The 15,517-nt window shown below is 68.2% G+C and carries 16 protein-coding genes; 13 read left to right on the plus strand and 3 right to left on the minus strand.

Features of this window, described 5'->3' with window-relative positions:
* Positions 1 to 8: 8 nt before the first annotated feature.
* From priA to AU188_RS09260, 5 genes are read left to right on the plus strand one after another with little or no spacing between them, the layout of a single operon-like run.
* The gene (priA, locus tag AU188_RS09240) at positions 9 to 737 is read left to right on the plus strand and encodes a bifunctional 1-(5-phosphoribosyl)-5-((5-phosphoribosylamino)methylideneamino)imidazole-4-carboxamide isomerase/phosphoribosylanthranilate isomerase PriA (protein WP_059163457.1); all 729 of its coding nucleotides are present in this window, start codon (positions 9 to 11) and stop codon (positions 735 to 737) included.
* Positions 738 to 1,553, plus strand: a complete 816-nt coding sequence (locus AU188_RS09245; protein ID WP_059163433.1) for an inositol monophosphatase family protein — start codon at positions 738 to 740, stop codon at positions 1,551 to 1,553.
* Positions 1,553 to 2,335 carry an imidazole glycerol phosphate synthase subunit HisF gene (hisF, locus tag AU188_RS09250; protein ID WP_059163434.1) on the plus strand — a complete coding sequence of 261 codons (783 nt, stop codon included), beginning with the start codon at positions 1,553 to 1,555 and terminating at the stop codon, positions 2,333 to 2,335. Before AU188_RS09245 ends, hisF begins: the two co-directional genes overlap by 1 nt.
* Complete coding sequence (gene hisI / locus AU188_RS09255; protein ID WP_059163435.1) at positions 2,332 to 2,676, plus strand: phosphoribosyl-AMP cyclohydrolase; 345 nt, start codon at positions 2,332 to 2,334, stop codon at positions 2,674 to 2,676. The genes hisF and hisI overlap by 4 nt, the downstream gene beginning before the upstream one ends.
* Positions 2,673 to 3,584, plus strand: a complete 912-nt coding sequence (locus AU188_RS09260; RefSeq protein ID WP_059163436.1) for an alpha/beta fold hydrolase — start codon at positions 2,673 to 2,675, stop codon at positions 3,582 to 3,584. The genes hisI and AU188_RS09260 overlap by 4 nt, the downstream gene beginning before the upstream one ends.
* Here AU188_RS09260 and AU188_RS09265 read toward each other — a convergent pair.
* Positions 3,581 to 4,417 carry an LLM class flavin-dependent oxidoreductase gene (locus AU188_RS09265; protein ID WP_059163437.1) on the minus strand — a complete coding sequence of 279 codons (837 nt, stop codon included), beginning with the start codon at positions 4,415 to 4,417 and terminating at the stop codon, positions 3,581 to 3,583. The genes AU188_RS09260 and AU188_RS09265 overlap by 4 nt on opposite strands.
* Positions 4,418 to 4,470: 53 nt before the next feature.
* Between AU188_RS09265 and AU188_RS09270 the strand changes: the two genes are divergently transcribed.
* A complete protein-coding gene (locus AU188_RS09270; protein WP_286137367.1) occupies positions 4,471 to 5,082 on the plus strand; it encodes a dienelactone hydrolase family protein in 612 nt (203 codons plus the stop codon).
* Here the strand turns inward: AU188_RS09270 and AU188_RS09275 are convergent.
* On the minus strand, positions 5,079 to 5,888 hold the full coding sequence (locus AU188_RS09275) for an ABC transporter ATP-binding protein (RefSeq protein ID WP_059163439.1): 810 nt from the start codon (positions 5,886 to 5,888) through the stop codon (positions 5,079 to 5,081). The genes AU188_RS09270 and AU188_RS09275 overlap by 4 nt on opposite strands.
* Positions 5,885 to 6,349, minus strand: coding sequence for a peroxiredoxin (locus AU188_RS09280; protein WP_059163440.1), 465 nt, complete (start codon positions 6,347 to 6,349; stop codon positions 5,885 to 5,887). Before AU188_RS09280 ends, AU188_RS09275 begins: the two co-directional genes overlap by 4 nt.
* A 168-nt stretch (positions 6,350 to 6,517) precedes the next feature.
* On the opposite strand from AU188_RS09280, the gene AU188_RS09285 reads away from it, so the two are divergent.
* From AU188_RS09285 to lgt, 7 genes are all read left to right on the plus strand, one after another.
* Positions 6,518 to 7,237, plus strand: a complete 720-nt coding sequence (locus tag AU188_RS09285) for a phytanoyl-CoA dioxygenase family protein (RefSeq protein ID WP_059163441.1) — start codon at positions 6,518 to 6,520, stop codon at positions 7,235 to 7,237.
* 3 nt (positions 7,238 to 7,240) lie between these two features.
* Positions 7,241 to 8,767 carry an anthranilate synthase component I gene (locus AU188_RS09290; RefSeq protein WP_059163442.1) on the plus strand — a complete coding sequence of 509 codons (1,527 nt, stop codon included), beginning with the start codon at positions 7,241 to 7,243 and terminating at the stop codon, positions 8,765 to 8,767.
* Positions 8,764 to 9,354 carry a TIGR02234 family membrane protein gene (locus AU188_RS09295; protein ID WP_059163443.1) on the plus strand — a complete coding sequence of 197 codons (591 nt, stop codon included), beginning with the start codon at positions 8,764 to 8,766 and terminating at the stop codon, positions 9,352 to 9,354. The genes AU188_RS09290 and AU188_RS09295 overlap by 4 nt, the downstream gene beginning before the upstream one ends.
* Positions 9,355 to 9,431: 77 nt before the next feature.
* Positions 9,432 to 10,250, plus strand: a complete 819-nt coding sequence (gene trpC, locus AU188_RS09300; RefSeq protein WP_059163444.1) for an indole-3-glycerol phosphate synthase TrpC — start codon at positions 9,432 to 9,434, stop codon at positions 10,248 to 10,250.
* 3 nt (positions 10,251 to 10,253) lie between these two features.
* The gene (gene trpB / locus AU188_RS09305) at positions 10,254 to 11,513 is read left to right on the plus strand and encodes a tryptophan synthase subunit beta (RefSeq protein ID WP_059163445.1); all 1,260 of its coding nucleotides are present in this window, start codon (positions 10,254 to 10,256) and stop codon (positions 11,511 to 11,513) included.
* Entirely contained in the window at positions 11,510 to 12,298 is a 789-nt protein-coding gene (gene trpA, locus AU188_RS09310) for a tryptophan synthase subunit alpha (protein ID WP_059163446.1), read from the plus strand. Before trpB ends, trpA begins: the two co-directional genes overlap by 4 nt.
* Complete coding sequence (lgt, locus tag AU188_RS24920; RefSeq protein ID WP_082686557.1) at positions 12,295 to 15,393, plus strand: prolipoprotein diacylglyceryl transferase; 3,099 nt, start codon at positions 12,295 to 12,297, stop codon at positions 15,391 to 15,393. The genes trpA and lgt overlap by 4 nt, the downstream gene beginning before the upstream one ends.
* Positions 15,394 to 15,517: the final 124 nt, after the last annotated feature.

Here is a 15,517-nt window from a genome sequence, read left to right on the forward strand (position 1 = left end):
CGCAGCGATTGATTCTTCTTCCCGCCGTCGACGTGGTCGAGGGCCGCGCTGTGCGTCTGGTGCAAGGCCGGGCGGGCAGCGAGACCGAGTACGGCTCGGCGCTGGAGGCCGCGCTGACCTGGCAGCGCGACGGCGCCGAGTGGATCCACCTCGTCGACCTCGACGCTGCGTTCGGCCGGGGCAGCAACCGCGAGCTGCTCGCCGAGGTGGTCGGCAAATTGGACGTGGCCGTCGAGTTGTCCGGCGGCATCCGCGATGACGACTCGCTGTCGGCGGCGCTGGCGACCGGCTGCGCGCGGGTGAACCTCGGCACCGCGGCGCTGGAAAACCCCGACTGGTGCGCCAGGGCGATCGCCGAGCACGGCGAGAAGGTGGCCGTCGGGCTGGACGTGAAGATCATCGACGGCGACCACCGGCTGCGCGGCCGCGGATGGGAGACAGACGGAGGCGATCTGTGGGAGGTGCTGGAACGGCTTGACCGACAAGGTTGTTCGCGTTTCGTCGTCACCGATGTAACCAAGGATGGCACCCTCAACGGGCCGAACCTCGAACTGCTCTCGAAGGTGAGCGAACGTACGGACGCCCCGGTCATCGCGTCCGGTGGGGTGTCGAGCCTCGACGACCTGCGGGCGATCGCCACGCTGACCGACCGCGGTGTCGAGGGTGCGATCGTCGGAAAAGCATTGTACGCCGGACGATTCACGCTGCCGGAAGCGCTGGCCGCGGTGGAGCGGTAGATGGCGCTGGACGTGGCCGATCTCGACGCACTGGTCGCCGAGGCTGCGCAGATCCTCGAAGACGCCGCCAAACCGTTCATCGAGGGGCACCGCGCCGATTCGGCCGTGCAGAAGAAGGGCAACGACTTCGCCACTGAGGTGGACCTCGCGATCGAACGCCAGGTGGTCGAGGCGCTCACCAGTAGAACAGGAGTCGAGGTCCACGGTGAGGAGTTCGGCGGCGCGGACCTGAATTCGCCGCTGGTGTGGGTGCTCGACCCGATCGACGGCACATTCAACTACGCTGCGGGCTCGCCGATGGCCGCGATACTGCTCGGGCTGTTGCGCGACGGGGAACCGGTCGCCGGGTTGACGTGGGTGCCGTTCACCGGTGAGCGGTTCACCGGTGTCGTCGGTGGGCCGTTGCGCAGCAACGGTGTCGAGCAATCCGCGTTGAAACCCGCGGACCTGTCGGACTCCGTCGTCGGGGTCAGCACGTTCAATGTCGACTCCCGCGGCAGGGTGCCCGGGCGCTACCGATTGGCCGTGATCGAAAGCCTGAGCCGCGAGTGCTCGCGGATGCGCATGCACGGTGCCACCGGCATCGACCTCGCGTACACGGCGGCTGGAATTCTCGGCGGGGCAATCAGTTTCGGTGGCCACGTGTGGGACCACGCCGCGGGTGTGGCGTTGATCCGCGCGGCCGGTGGCGTCGTGACCGACCTCGCCGGCGCCGACTGGACCGTGGACTCGCCATCGGTGCTTGCCGGTGTGCCCGGCGTGCACGGCCAGCTGCTGGATCTGCTGCGCGCGGTCGGCGATCCCGGGGACTTCTGATGGAAGCGAAGGATCTGGCCGTGCGGATCATCCCGTGCCTGGACGTCGACGACGGCCGGGTGGTCAAGGGCGTCAACTTCGAAAACCTCCGCGACGCAGGCGATCCGGTGGAGTTGGCGGCGGCCTACGACACCGAGGGCGCCGACGAACTGACGTTCCTCGACGTCACCGCGTCCTCCTCGGGGCGGGCCACCATGCTGGAGGTCGTGAAGCGGACCGCCGAGCAGGTGTTCATCCCGTTGACGGTAGGCGGCGGGGTGCGCTCGGTCGCCGATGTCGACGTGCTGCTGCGCGCGGGTGCGGACAAAGTCGCCGTCAACACCGCGGCGATCGCCCGACCCGAACTGCTCGCCGAGTTGGCGCGCCAGTTCGGATCCCAGTGCATCGTGCTGTCGGTCGACGCCCGCACCGTGCCACAGGATCAGGAGCCGACACCGTCGGGGTGGGAGGTCACCACACACGGCGGGCGGCGCGGCACCGGAATCGACGCCGTCGAGTGGGCCACCCGCGGAGCCGAACTCGGTGTCGGCGAGATCCTGCTGAACTCCATGGACTTCGACGGCACCAAGGCGGGTTTCGATCTGCCGATGATCGAGGCGGTGCGCGGGGCCGTCAACGTCCCGGTGATCGCCAGCGGAGGCGCCGGTGCGCCCGAACATTTCGCGCCCGCCGTCGTCGCCGGAGCCGATGCCGTGCTGGCCGCCAGCGTGTTCCACTTCCGCGAGCTCACCATCGGCCAGGTGAAGGCGGCCATGGCCGCGAAAGGGATAACCGTTCGATGACTCTCGACGCCGGCATCGCGTCGCGACTCAAACGCGACGCCAACGGATTGATCACCGCCGTCGTGCAGGAGCGGGGCACCGGACAGGTGCTGATGGTGGCGTGGATGGACGACATCGCGTTGGCCCGCACACTGGAAACTCGTCGGGCGACCTACTATTCGCGGTCGCGGCAACAGCACTGGGTGAAAGGCGAGACGTCGGGCCACACCCAGTACGTGCACTCGGTCCGGCTGGACTGCGACGGCGACACCGTGCTGCTGGAGGTCGATCAGGTCGGCGCGGCCTGTCACACGGGCGACCACACCTGCTTCGAGGCCGACCTGTTGATGGGGCCCGCGTGACCGAAGCAGACCGTGCCGTCGCCGTCGAACTAGAGGGATCGGGCATCGAGCCGCCCGTCGACCCGCGTGTCCGCCGGGCGTTCTGGTGGCTGGAGCGCTTCGCGCCCGGCATCGGGTCGCGGTGGGCGGTCGAACTGTGGTGCACCCCGCCGGTCATGGAGTCGAACCTGCGCATGCCGCCCGGCGTCACGCCAGGCGAGCCGATCGAAGCGCGCTGGAATGGTTACCGGGTCGTGGGTGAATCGTGGGGCGAGGGGCCCCCGGTATATCTGGTGCACGGCTGGGGCGGGCGGCGCCCACACCTGGGCATGTTCGTCAAACCGCTCATCGAATCCGGTCACCGGGTGATCGCGTTCGACCTGCCCAGCCACAACGAGTCCGAAGCGGGCGCACTCAAGCCCGGGCGCACCACGGCCATCGAATGCGCACACGCGGTCGGGGCCATGATCCGCGAACACGGGCCGGCCCGCGCGGTCGTCGCCCACTCCCTCGGCGCGAACGCAACGACGTTCGCGATCGCCTATGGCGCGAAAGTCGAGCGGCTGGTGTACCTCGCGCCGATGGGCGAATTCCCGCTCTATCTCGACTATTTCGCCAAACGCCACGGCTTCGGCCCCCGTATCCGCGCCGGACTGCACCGCGGCCTCGAGCGCCGCATCGAGATGCCGCTGTACGAAACCAACATGACCGTCGTCGGCGCCCGCACCGGTTACCCGCCGCTGCTGCTCATCCATGATCCGGATGACCCGGATACGCCCTACGAGACGAGCCAGCGCGTCGTCGCGTCTTGGCCGGGCGCGCGGTTGATGACCACCAAGGGCCTCGGCCGGCTGGCGCACTACCGAATTCTTCGGCATCGCCCGGCGATCCGCGCGGGCGTCGAGTTCATCGGTCCCTCAACACTCTAGGCGCAGACGGCGACGAAGGCCTTCAGCTCGCGGGCGACATTCGGGCCGCTCGGCGTGTAAATCACTTCCCGCACAACGTTTTCGCCGAGCCAGGCCAGTTGATCGGTGAGGTGCGTGACGTGTCCCTCGTACGTCAGCAGATGACGCTCACCGGGTGGGGCGAGCCGCTCGAGGGCTTCTCGCCAGGCCTGCCCGCCCGGCATCGCGTCCACGGCTTCAGGCACCCGGTCGCTGTCGGCATCCTCGCCGGGCTCCAGGACCGTGCCCGCCATCAGCGTCGCGACGGGTAACGGGTGCGGCGTCGGCGCGCCGATGATTCCATCCGCGATATTGCCGGCGAGTTGTATTCCGCGCGGGCCGAACACACTCAGCCGGATCTCGACCTCGACGGGTCGTGTCGCCGTCATACCGTCGACGTGAAGCATCCGAGCCGGCTTACCGTCGATGGTGACCGTGGCGCCGGCGAGCAGACCCCGGACGGCGGTCACATAGCTCTCGAGGACGCGCAGCGTCATCGGTCGCTGCCCCATGGTGCGTCGCGCGGTGGCGCCGGTGCCGAAACACGCGCGGAAGCGGCCGTCTGAAAGGCGGTCGACCGCCGCGATCGCGGACGCCATCGCCATCGCGGATCGTTCGGTCGGAATCAGCACAGCGGTACCCAGACCGACGCGCGACGTCCGCTGTGCGGCCAGCGCCAGGTGGACGAACGGGTCCTCCCACAGCGGCGTGGAGTCGAAGATCCACACCCGCGAACAGCCCAGTGTTTCGGCCAGAATCGCCATGTCGCAGAAATCGGGACCTCGTGGCCGGCCGCAGGAAAGCTCGACCGTCATGGCTGCACAGTGGGCGATGTTTGATGGGTACCGGCGGGCGTCAATCCACTGGTATGGCCGAGTTGCTCGGCGACCTCGAAGTCCCGCCGAACGCGAACGGTCTTGTCGTCTTCGCGCACGGGACCGGCAGTTCGCGGTTCAGCCCGCGCAACCGATTGGTTGCACAGGTGCTGCGGGACAAGGGGTTCGCCACGCTGCTGATCGACCTGCTGACCGAGGAGGAAGAGCAGACCGACCTGCGCACCCGCGAACTGCGGTTCGATATCGGGCTGCTGGCCGACCGTGTGCTGTCGGCTCTCGACCGCATGCGCGCGCACGACGCAGTGCGAGGCCTCCCGGTAGGCCTGTTCGGCGCCAGCACCGGTGCCGCGGCCGCGCTCATCGCCGCCGCCGGCGACGAATCGGTGCGTGCGGTGGTGTCCCGGGGCGGCCGCCCGGATCTGGCCGGCGACGCGCTGCGCGACGTGACGGCGCCGACGCTGATGATCGTCGGCGGCCGTGATCCCCGAATTCTCGAGGCCAACGAAATCGCCAGCCGCGACCTGGCGGCGCCCCACCGCATCGAGGTGATCCCCGGCGCCACCCATTTGTTCGAGGAACCGGGGGCGCTGGAGCGCGTGGCCGCCCTTGCCGGCGACTGGTTCGCCGAACACCTGACGACCTAGACGTCGATGATGCGGATGGCCCCCGAATTTTTGGCTCGGGCCGTCCAGCGGCCGTCCTCGTAGCCGACGGTCACCGGATGTGCGAATGCCTCGGTGACGTTGTCGGTTGTCACCGTCTCGCGGGCCCGGCCGCTGGCCACCGTGCGACCCTCGGCGATCAGCAGCGCATGCGTCGTCGTGGTGGGCAGTTCCTCGAGGTGGTGGGTCACCAGGATCGACGCCACCTCAGGGTGGGTGTCGTCGAGCGAATCCATCGTCTCGAGCAGTTGTTCGCGCGCGGCGACGTCGAGTCCGGTGCTCGGCTCGTCGAGCAACAGCAGCCGAGGATCCGAAATCAGGGCCCTCGCAATCAAAGTCCTGCCCCGCTCGCCCTGTGACAGGGTCGGCCACACGGCGTCAGCCTTGTGCGAAAGGCCCACCGCCGCCAGCATCGCGTCGGCGCGGTGCCGCTCCTCATCGGTGGGTGTCCAGCGCATCGGCAGGTCGATCGTCGCGGTGATACCGGTCAGCACCACCTCGCGGACAGTGAGGGAGTACTGCAGCCGGTGGCGTGGATTCACGTGGCCGATGGAATGCCGCAGTTGCGCGAGGTCGACACGGCCCATCTGCCGCCCGAGGATCCGCACGGTGCCGGTCGTCGGGAACTGCACTGCGGCGCAGAATCCCAGCAGCGTGCTCTTGCCCGCGCCGTTGGGACCCAGCAACGCCCAGTGCTCGCCGGCCTGCACCCTCAGCGAGATGCCATCGATGATCTGCTTGCCGTCGCGACGGAACGTCACATCGGCAAGCTCCAGAACCGGGGTCACGCCGACTGTCGTTGCCGCAACACGTCTAGGGCCTTGTCGGCGTGGCTGTCCATGCTGATCTCCGAGGCGATCACGGCCAGCACGGTGCGGTCGGTGTCGATGACGAAGGTGGTCCGCTTCACCGGCATGAACTTGCCCAACAGGCCCCGCTTGACCCCGAACTGCGTCGCGACCGCGCCGTCGGCGTCGGACAGCAGCGGATAGTCGAACCGCTCCTTGTCGGCGAACTTCGCCTGCTTGTCGACCGCGTCGGTGCTGATGCCGACCCGGCTCGCGCCGACCGCCGCGAATTCGGCCGCCAGATCGCGGAAGTGACACGCCTCCTTGGTGCATCCCGGTGTCATGGCGGCGGGGTAGAAGAACAGCACGATCGGCCCGTCGGCGAGCAACTCCGTGAGGCTTCGCAGCTTGCCCGTCTGGTCGGGCAGTTCGAACTCGGCAACTCGGTCACCCGTTTTCATGGGCGCCACGCTACGCCGCGGCCCGTACGATCGAGCGACCGCGCCGCGCCGCGCGATCGCCCAGACCGACGTTTTGGCTGGTTTCGGGCCATCGGATCGACCATTGCGTCGGTTTCGAGGACGAAAATCGTTGGTGTCAGACGCGCTTACCGTGAGAGCCTCGCGCCGATGGTGGATCTCGGCGCGTTTCTCTGCGATGGCTATGTGAAGCTCGAACGAGCAGCCCCCCGCGGTGTCGCCGATGCGGCGCGGGCCGCGCTGTGGGAACAGCTGGGGCTGTCGCCCGACGAGCCCGACAACTGGGCCGAGCCGGTCTACTGGGCCGGCGACATGACCGGCGCGGGTCCCTTCGGCGTCTTGGCACGAAGCCCGAAACTGGCTGCGGCGCTGGATCGCATCTGCGGTGCCGGCGGATGGTCGCCGCGCGGATCGCTCGGCAACATTCCGGTCCGGTTTCCGGTCTCTCCACCCGGGGAGGACCGCGGTTGGCACATCGACGCCAACACGCCAAAGCCCGACGGCACATGGACCGTCACCGGACGCCCGCACACTGTCCTGGTGCTCACGCTGCTGTCCGACGTGGGCCCGGACGACGCGCCGACGCGGATCAGAGTGGGCTCACATCGGGACGTGGCGCACGCGCTCGGCCCGGAACCCGTCGAGCTCGCCGAGATGGGCCGCATCGTCGACGCAGCGAGTGCGGCTCGGTCGGTGATCCGCGCGACGGGTGAGCCGGGCGACATGTACGTTCTGCACCCGTTCACCGTGCACGCCGCCGACGAGCATCGGGGCACGAAGCCGCGGTTCATGGCGCAGTCGCCGGTGGTACTGACCAGCCCACTGACGCCTGCGTCGTCCTCCGCACTGGCGCGCGTCTGGGACACTTGACCCGTGCAGACCACCGCCAGCCTCGCTGTGACGACTTCGCGCGAGGACTTCCGGGCACTGGCCGCCGGGCACCGCGTGGTGCCGGTGACCCGCAAGGTGCTTGCCGACAGTGAGACCCCGCTGTCGGCGTATCGCAAGCTGGCCGCCAATCGGCCCGGGACGTTCCTGCTGGAGTCGGCGGAGAACGGGCGCTCGTGGTCGCGTTGGTCGTTCATCGGCGCGGGAGCGCCCTCCGCGTTGACGGTGCGCGACGGCGAGGCCGTCTGGTTGGGCACCACGCCGAAGGATGCGCCGCAGGGCGGTGACCCGCTGCAGGCGCTGCGCGCGACGCTGGAACTGCTGAAAACCGAGCCGCTTCCCGGCCTGCCGCCGTTGTCGAGCGGGCTGGTCGGGTTCTTCGCCTACGACATGGTCCGGCGGCTGGAGAAGCTCCCGTCGCTGACCGTCGACGACCTCGGCCTGCCGGACATGCTGCTGCTGCTGGCCACCGACGTCGCCGCCGTCGACCACCACGAGGGCACCATCACCCTGATCGCCAACGCCGTGAACTGGAACGGCACCGACGAACGCGTCGACTGGGCCTACGACGACGCCGTGGCCCGGCTCGACGTGATGACCGCGGCGCTCGGCGAGCACCTCCCGTCGTCGGTCGCGACGTTCACCAGGCCCGAGCCATTGCATCGCGCCCAGCGCACACTGGATGAGTACGGCGCCATCGTCGACAAGTTGGTGCGCGACATCGAAGCCGGCGAGGCCTTCCAGGTGGTGCCGTCGCAACGTTTCGAGATGGACACCGACGCCGATCCGCTCGACGTGTACCGGATGCTGCGGGTGTCCAATCCCAGCCCATACATGTACTTGCTCAATGTGCCCAATGCGGCTGGCGGACTGGACTTCTCGATCGTCGGGTCCAGCCCCGAAGCGCTGGTGACGGTCAAGGACGGGCGTGCGTCGACGCATCCGATCGCGGGCACCCGCTGGCGCGGCCAGACCGAAGAGGAGGACCTGCTGCTGGAGAAGGAGCTGCTGCACGACGAGAAAGAGCGGGCCGAACATCTGATGCTCGTCGATCTCGGCCGCAACGATCTGGGGCGGGTCTGCCGACCCGGGACGGTGCGGGTCGAGGACTACAGCCACATCGAGCGGTACAGCCACGTGATGCACATCGTGTCGACCGTTCACGGCGACCTGGCCGACGACAAGACCGCGCTGGACGCGGTGACCGCCTGCTTCCCCGCGGGCACGCTGTCGGGCGCGCCGAAGGTGCGGGCGATGCAGCTGATCGAGGAGGTCGAGAAGACCCGTCGCGGGCTCTACGGAGGCGTGCTCGGCTATCTGGACTTCGCGGGCAACGCCGATTTCGCGATCGCCATCCGCACCGCGCTGATGCGCAACGGCACCGCGTACGTGCAGGCGGGCGGCGGCGTCGTCGCGGACTCCAACGGCCCCTACGAGTACACCGAGGCGGCCAACAAGGCCCGTGCTGTGCTCAACGCGATCGCGGCCGCCGAAACCCTGACCGAGCCGTGATCAGGGCCGCCCAGCTCGGTCTGGTTCTCGCCGCTGCGGGCCTGTGGGTGGCGTCGCGATTGACCTGGGTGGAGGTGACGTCGTTCGACGGTCTCGGACAGCCGAGAACCGTCGCGCTGTCCGGCGGCACGTGGTCGACGGCGCTGGTGCCGCTGGCGGTGCTCCTACTGGCCGCTGCGATCGCCGCATTGGCGGTGCGGGGGTGGCCGCTGCGGGTGTTGGCCGTGCTGGTCGCGGCGGCCAGCGCCGGGGCCGCCTACCTCGCGATCAGCCTGTGGGTGGTCGCCGACGTCGCCGTGCGGGCCTCGCACATCGCGGAGGCACCCGTTGCGGATTTGGTCGACACTCAGCGCCACTACGACGGGGCGATGGTCACGGTGGTCGCGGCGGTGCTGGCGCTCGCGTGCGCGGTGCTGTTGATGCGGTCTGCCGGCCGCGAGCGCACCGGTGCCGCCCGGTACGCGCGACGCGTCGAACAACCCGAGGAATCCGCTGACGAGATGTCCGAACGCGCGATCTGGGACGCGCTCGACGAGGGTTCCGATCCGACCCGTGACCCGGCCGATCCGGACAACAAGGGCCGGTGATCGCCGATGGTGCGGTGGCGGCTACCCTTCGTGGTTGAAGATCGTTCGGCGTTGTCGGGGGAAGGGAAGCGGCACTCATGAGTTCGGCAACCGTGCTCGACTCGATCATCGAGGGAGTCCGCGCCGACGTCGCCGCCCGTGAAGCCGCCATCCCGCTCGCCGAAATCAAGGCCAAGGCCAAGGATGCAGCGCCGCCGCTCGACGTGATGGCGGCACTGCGCGCGCCGGGCATCGCGGTGATCGCCGAAGTGAAGCGTGCCAGCCCGTCGCGTGGCGCGCTGGCGCCGATCTCGGATCCCGCTGAGCTGGCCGGCGCCTACGAGAGCGGAGGGGCGCGCATCATCAGCGTGCTGACCGAACAGCGTCGGTTCAACGGCTCGCTTGACGATCTCGACGCGGTGCGAGCTGCGGTGTCAATACCGGTGCTGCGCAAGGATTTCATCATCCGGCCGTACCAGATCCACGAAGCACGGGCGCACGGCGCCGACATGCTGCTGTTGATCGTCGCGGCGCTGGAGCAACCGGTGCTCGAATCGCTGCTCGAGCGGACCGAGTCGCTGGGGATGACCGCGTTGGTCGAGGTCCACACCGAGGAGGAGGCCGACCGCGCACTGTCGGCCGGTGCCACCGTGATCGGTGTGAACGCCCGCGATCTCAAGACGTTGAACGTCGACCGGGATTGCTTTGCGCGCATTGCGCCGGGGCTGCCGACCGACGTCATCCGCATCGCGGAGTCAGGAGTCCGCGGCACCGCCGATCTGCTGGCGTACGCCGGCGCGGGCGCCGACGCTGTGCTCGTCGGCGAGGGGCTGGTCACCAGCGGTGATCCGCGCAGCGTCGTCGCCGATCTGGTCACCGCAGGCACCCACCCGTCGTGCCCGAAACCAGCGCGTTGAGAAGTGGCCGATCTCGCCGGGCCTGAGCTGCCTCGTTCCAGCGCGGCCATAGCAGAGCCGACCGCCCACGATCCGGACGAGCGCGGCCACTTCGGGGTCTACGGTGGCAGATTCGTTGCCGAGGCGCTGATGGCGGTGATCGAGGAGGTCACCGCGGCATACGAAAAGGCACGCGGCGATCAGACCTTTCTCGACGAATTGGACCGGCTGCAGCGCCATTACAGCGGCCGTCCCTCACCGTTGTACGAAGCCGAACGGCTGTCGGAGCATGCCGGTGGCGCTCGTATCTTCCTGAAGCGAGAAGACCTCAACCACACGGGATCTCACAAGATCAACAACGTGCTCGGCCAGGCCTTGTTGGCCAGGCAGATGGGCAAGACTCGGGTGATCGCCGAGACGGGGGCCGGCCAGCACGGCGTGGCCACCGCGACCGCGTGTGCGCTGCTCGGCCTGGAATGCATCATCTACATGGGCGCCGTCGACACCGCTCGCCAGGCACTGAACGTAGCGCGGATGCGGTTGCTCGGCGCGACGGTGGTATCGGTCGAGGCGGGCTCGAAGACCTTGAAGGACGCGATCAACGAGGCGTTCCGTGACTGGGTAACCAACGCCGACAACACCTACTACTGCTTCGGCACCGCCGCCGGACCTCACCCGTTTCCGACGATGGTGCGTGACTTCCAGAGAGTGATCGGGCTGGAGGCCCGCGCGCAGATCCAGGCGCAAGCGGGTCGGCTGCCCGACGCGGTGACCGCCTGTGTCGGCGGCGGATCGAATGCGATCGGGATCTTCCATGCGTTCATCGACGACCCCCACGTGCGACTGGTGGGCTACGAAGCCGCCGGTGACGGCGTCGAAACCGGCCGTCACGCAGCGACTTTCACCGGCGGTTCACCGGGTGCGTTCCAGGGTTCGTTCTCATACCTGTTGCAGGACGAAGACGGGCAGACCATCGAATCGCATTCAATCTCAGCGGGTTTGGATTACCCGGGCGTCGGACCTGAGCACGCTTTCCTCAAGGACATCGGGCGCGCAGAGTATCGGCCGATCACTGACACCGAGGCGATGGATGCGTTCTCGCTGCTCTGCCGCATGGAGGGCATCATCCCCGCGATCGAGTCCGCGCACGGGCTGGCCGGCGCTCTTCAACTGGGCCGGGAACTCGGTCCCGGATCGATCGTGTTGGTGAACCTGTCCGGACGCGGCGACAAGGACGTCGAGACCGCGGCGAAGTGGTTCGGCTTGCTGGACGGTGTGCGGTGAGTCGGCTCGCTTCGTTGTTCGATGCCTGCCGAAGCGAGGGGCGTAGCGCGCTGATCGGCTACCTGCCGACCGGATTTCCCGATGTGCCGACTTCGATCTCGGCAATGACGACGCTGGTCGAAAATGGGTGCGACCTCGTCGAGGTCGGCGTCCCGTACTCGGACCCCGGGATGGATGGTCCGACGATCGCGGCGGCCACCGAAGCCGCATTGCACGGCGGGGTGCGCGTGCGTGATTCACTGGCGGCGGTGGAGGCGATCAGCAACGCCGGAGGGCGGGCGGTGCTGATGACGTACTGGAACCCAGTCCTGCACTGGGGGATCGACGCTTTCGCCAGAGATCTGGCATCGGCCGGCGGGCTCGGGATGATCACCCCGGACCTGATTCCGGACGAAGCCGCCGAATGGTTGGAGGCGTCGGAGGCACACGACCTGGACCGCATCTTTCTGGTGGCGCCGTTGTCAACGCCCGAACGGCTGGCGATGACGGTTCGCGCGTCGCGCGGATTCGTCTATGCCGCATCGACGATGGGGGTGACCGGTGCGCGGGATGCGGTGTCGACCGCCGCGCCTGAATTGGTGCGCCGGGTGAAGGCCGTCTCCGATATCCCGGTGGGCGTCGGCCTGGGGGTTCGGTCGGGGCCGCAGGCCGCCGAGATCGGCGCTTATGCAGACGGGGTGATCGTGGGATCGGCGTTGGTGTCGGCGTTGCAGAACGGGGTCGACGCGTTGGGATCGCTGACCGCCGAGCTCGCGGACGGTGTCAGGCAGAGGATTACTGCGTGACGACGACATTCCTAGCCGCAATTCCAAGCCCCCCACAGGGCGTCTGGCAGATCGGCCCGCTGCCCATCCGGGCGTATGCCTTGTTCATCATCGCCGGCATCGTGGCGGCGCTCATCATCGGGGACCGACGCTGGGAAGCCCGCGGCGGCGAGCGTGGAGTGATCTACGACATTGCCTTGTGGGCGGTGCCATTCGGGTTGATCGGCGGCCGGCTCTACCACGTGATCACCGACTGGTGGCGCTACTTCGGCGACAACGGCGCCGGCCTGGTCGGTGTGTTCCGGATCTGGGACGGCGGTCTCGGAATCTGGGGTGCGGTCGCCCTCGGCGGTGTAGGCGCGTGGATCGCCTGCCGTCGGCGAGGCATTCCGCTGCCGGCGTTCGGAGATGCGATCGCGCCGGGAATCATTCTGGCGCAGGGCATAGGCCGAATCGGTAACTACTTCAATCAGGAGTTGTGGGGCAGCGAGACCACCCTGCCCTGGGCGCTCAAGATTTACGAGCGCCGAGACTCAGCGGGCATGGTGGACAACCTCAACGGTGTCTCGACGGGCGAAGTCGTCCACCTCGTCCATCCGACGTTCCTGTACGAATTGCTCTGGAACCTGCTGGTTTTCGCGGTTCTCATCTATGTCGACCGGCGGTTCAAGTTCGGCCACGGCCGCCTGTTCGCGTTGTACGTGGCCGGATACTGCGTCGGCCGGTTCTGGATCGAGTTGCTGCGCGTCGATGACGCCACGATGATCGAAGGCGTCAGAATCAACTCGTTCACGGCGACGTTCGTGTTCATCGGTGCCGTCGTTTACATCATGGCCGCTCCGAAAGGGCGAGAGGACCCGGCGACGCTCAAAGGCAAAGCCCGCGAGGGCTGGTCGCCGGTCGAGGAAGTCACCGAGGATCTGGCCGCTGTCGCCGCGACGTCGGGTGTGGTGGCAGCCGCCAAGGCCGCGGCCGCCGATAAAGACGACGACGAAAAGGGTTCGATCAAGGACATCTCGGCGGAGGAACTCGGCGCCGATGTCGCCGGTGTGCCCGCCGACGACCTCGAAGACGCCGAAGAATTCGCCGTGGAAGGCGACGACTCGGAGACGGCGGAGGCTGTCCTCGAAGCTGAAGCCTTGACTGCCGATGTGGCCGACGCCCCGGCCGAGGACATTCTCGAGGCGGAGGAGTTCGCCGAGGCCGGTGAGGGTGCCGAGGTAGGCGGTGTCGGTGCCGTCGAGGGGGAGGAAGCTAGCGACGCGCTTGCCGATGCTTCGGAGGCGCACGATGCAGCGGTCGAGGGTGAGGCCGAGGCCGAAGAACTGGTCGACGAAGTTGAGGCTGAAGAGGCTGTCGCGAAGAGGCCGAAGTCTTGGCTGAGAATGTGGCCGAAGCGCCGGCGAAAGACAGTGCCGAGCCCCGAGGCGGGCGTCGACGAAGCGCTTGTTCGCAGACCGGACGAGGGCGGGGACGCTCAGGCTGTCGCGGAGACTGAAGCCTTGACGGCGGATGTGGCCGACGCGCCAGCGAAAGACATTGCCGAGGCCTCTGAGGGCGCTGACGTTGGTGGTGTCGGTGCCGTCGAGGGGGAGGAAGCCGGCGACGCCCTTGCCGACGCTTCGGAGGCTCATGACGTCGCGGTCGAGGGTGAGGCAGAAGCCGAAGAACTGGTCGACGAGGTTGAGGCCGAAGATAAGCCGGAGGCCGAAGTCCCGGCGGCGCAAGACACCGCCGAGGCGGAGGAGTTCGCCGAGGCCGGTGAGGGCGCTGACGTCGGTGGTGTCGGTGCCGTCGAGGGGGAGGAAGCCGGCGACGCCCTTGCCGACGCTTCGGAGGCTCATGACGTCGCGGTCGAGGGTGAGGCGGAAGCCGAAGAACTGGTCGATGAGGTTGAGGCCGAAGATAAGCCGGAGGCCGAAGTCCCGGCGGCGCAAGACACCGCCGAGGCGGAGGAGTTCGCCGAGGCCGGTGAGGGCGCTGACGTCGGTGGTGTCGGTGCCGTCGAGGGGGAGGAAGCCGGCGACGCCCTTGCCGACGCTTCGGAGGCTCATGACGTCGCGGTCGAGGGTGAGGCGGAAGCCGAAGAACTGGTCGATGAGGTTGAGGCCGAAGATAAGCCGGAGGCCGAAGTCCCGGCGGCGGAAGACACCGCCGAGGCGGAGGAGTTCGCCGAGGCCGGTGAGGGCGCTGACGTCGGTGGTGTCGGTGCCGTCGAGGGGGAGGAAGCCAGCGACGCCCTTGCCGACGCTTCGGAGGCGCACGACGTCGCGGTCGAGGGTGAGGCGGAAGCCGAAGAACTCGTCGATGAGGTTGAGGCTGAAGAGGAGCCGGAGGCCGTCGCTGAGGCTGACGCCTTGACTGCGGATATGGCCGACGCGCCGCCGGAAGACAGTGCCGAGGCGGAGGCCGGTGAGGGCGCTGACGTCGGTGGTGTCGGTGCCGTCGAGGGGGAGGAAGCCAGCGACGCCCTTGCCGACGCTTCGGAGGCGCACGACGTCGCGGTCGAGGGTGAGGCGGAAGCCGAAGAACTCGTCGATGAGGTTGAGGCTGAAGAGGAGCCGGAGGCCGTCGCTGAGGCTGACGCCTTGACTGCGGATATGGCCGACGCGCCGCCGGAAGACAGTGCCGAGGCGGAGGCCGGTGAGGGCGCTGACGTCGGTGGTGTCGGTGCCGTCGAGGGGGAGGAAGCCAGCGACGCCCTTGCCGACGCTTCGGAGGCGCACGACGTCGCGGTCGAGGGTGAGGCGGAAGCCGAAGAACTCGTCGATGAGGTTGAGGCTGAAGAGGAGCCGGAGGCCGTCGCTGAGGCTGACGCCTTGACTGCGGATATGGCCGACGCGCCGCCGGAAGACAGTGCCGAGGCGGAGGCCGGTGAGGGCGCTGACGTCGGTGGTGTCGGTGCCGTCGAGGGGGAGGAAGCCAGCGACGCCCTTGCCGACGCTTCGGAGGCGCACGACGTCGCGGTCGAGGGTGAGGCGGAAGCCGAAGAACTCGTCGATGAGGTTGAGGTTCATGAGGGGCGTGAGCCCGAGCTTGAGGAGTCAACCGCCGCGCCGACGGAGAAAGCCGGCGGGCGGATGCGTCGCTGGCTGCGTAGTCGCCGCAACCGCTGATCCGGTCGGGTTTTCCCGGCATTTCGAGACACCTGTCAGACGGTCCGTGTCTTGAGTCAAGAAATTGGCAGGTTTTCGTGGGTAATGGCGTGGAGGTAGGCCTGCCGTGGGGTGCGGTCGTCAA

It is taken from the genome of Mycobacterium sp. IS-3022 (genome assembly GCF_001500065.1).
In the GTDB taxonomy this organism is placed as follows: domain Bacteria; phylum Actinomycetota; class Actinomycetes; order Mycobacteriales; family Mycobacteriaceae; genus Mycobacterium.

Excerpts from the sequence above, each read along its gene's own strand:
- AU188_RS09245 (WP_059163433.1), top strand. The coding sequence starts at position 738 with ATGGCGCTGGACGTGGCCGATCTCGACGCACTGGTCGCCGAGGCTGCG.
- hisF (WP_059163434.1), top strand. The coding sequence starts at position 1,553 with ATGGAAGCGAAGGATCTGGCCGTGCGGATCATCCCGTGCCTGGACGTC.
- hisI (WP_059163435.1), top strand. The coding sequence starts at position 2,332 with ATGACTCTCGACGCCGGCATCGCGTCGCGACTCAAACGCGACGCCAAC.
- AU188_RS09265 (WP_059163437.1), bottom strand. The coding sequence starts at position 4,417 with ATGACGGTCGAGCTTTCCTGCGGCCGGCCACGAGGTCCCGATTTCTGC.
- AU188_RS09270 (WP_286137367.1), top strand. The coding sequence starts at position 4,471 with ATGGCCGAGTTGCTCGGCGACCTCGAAGTCCCGCCGAACGCGAACGGT.
- AU188_RS09280 (WP_059163440.1), bottom strand. The coding sequence starts at position 6,349 with ATGAAAACGGGTGACCGAGTTGCCGAGTTCGAACTGCCCGACCAGACG.
- AU188_RS09285 (WP_059163441.1), top strand. The coding sequence starts at position 6,518 with ATGGTGGATCTCGGCGCGTTTCTCTGCGATGGCTATGTGAAGCTCGAA.
- trpC (WP_059163444.1), top strand. The coding sequence starts at position 9,432 with ATGAGTTCGGCAACCGTGCTCGACTCGATCATCGAGGGAGTCCGCGCC.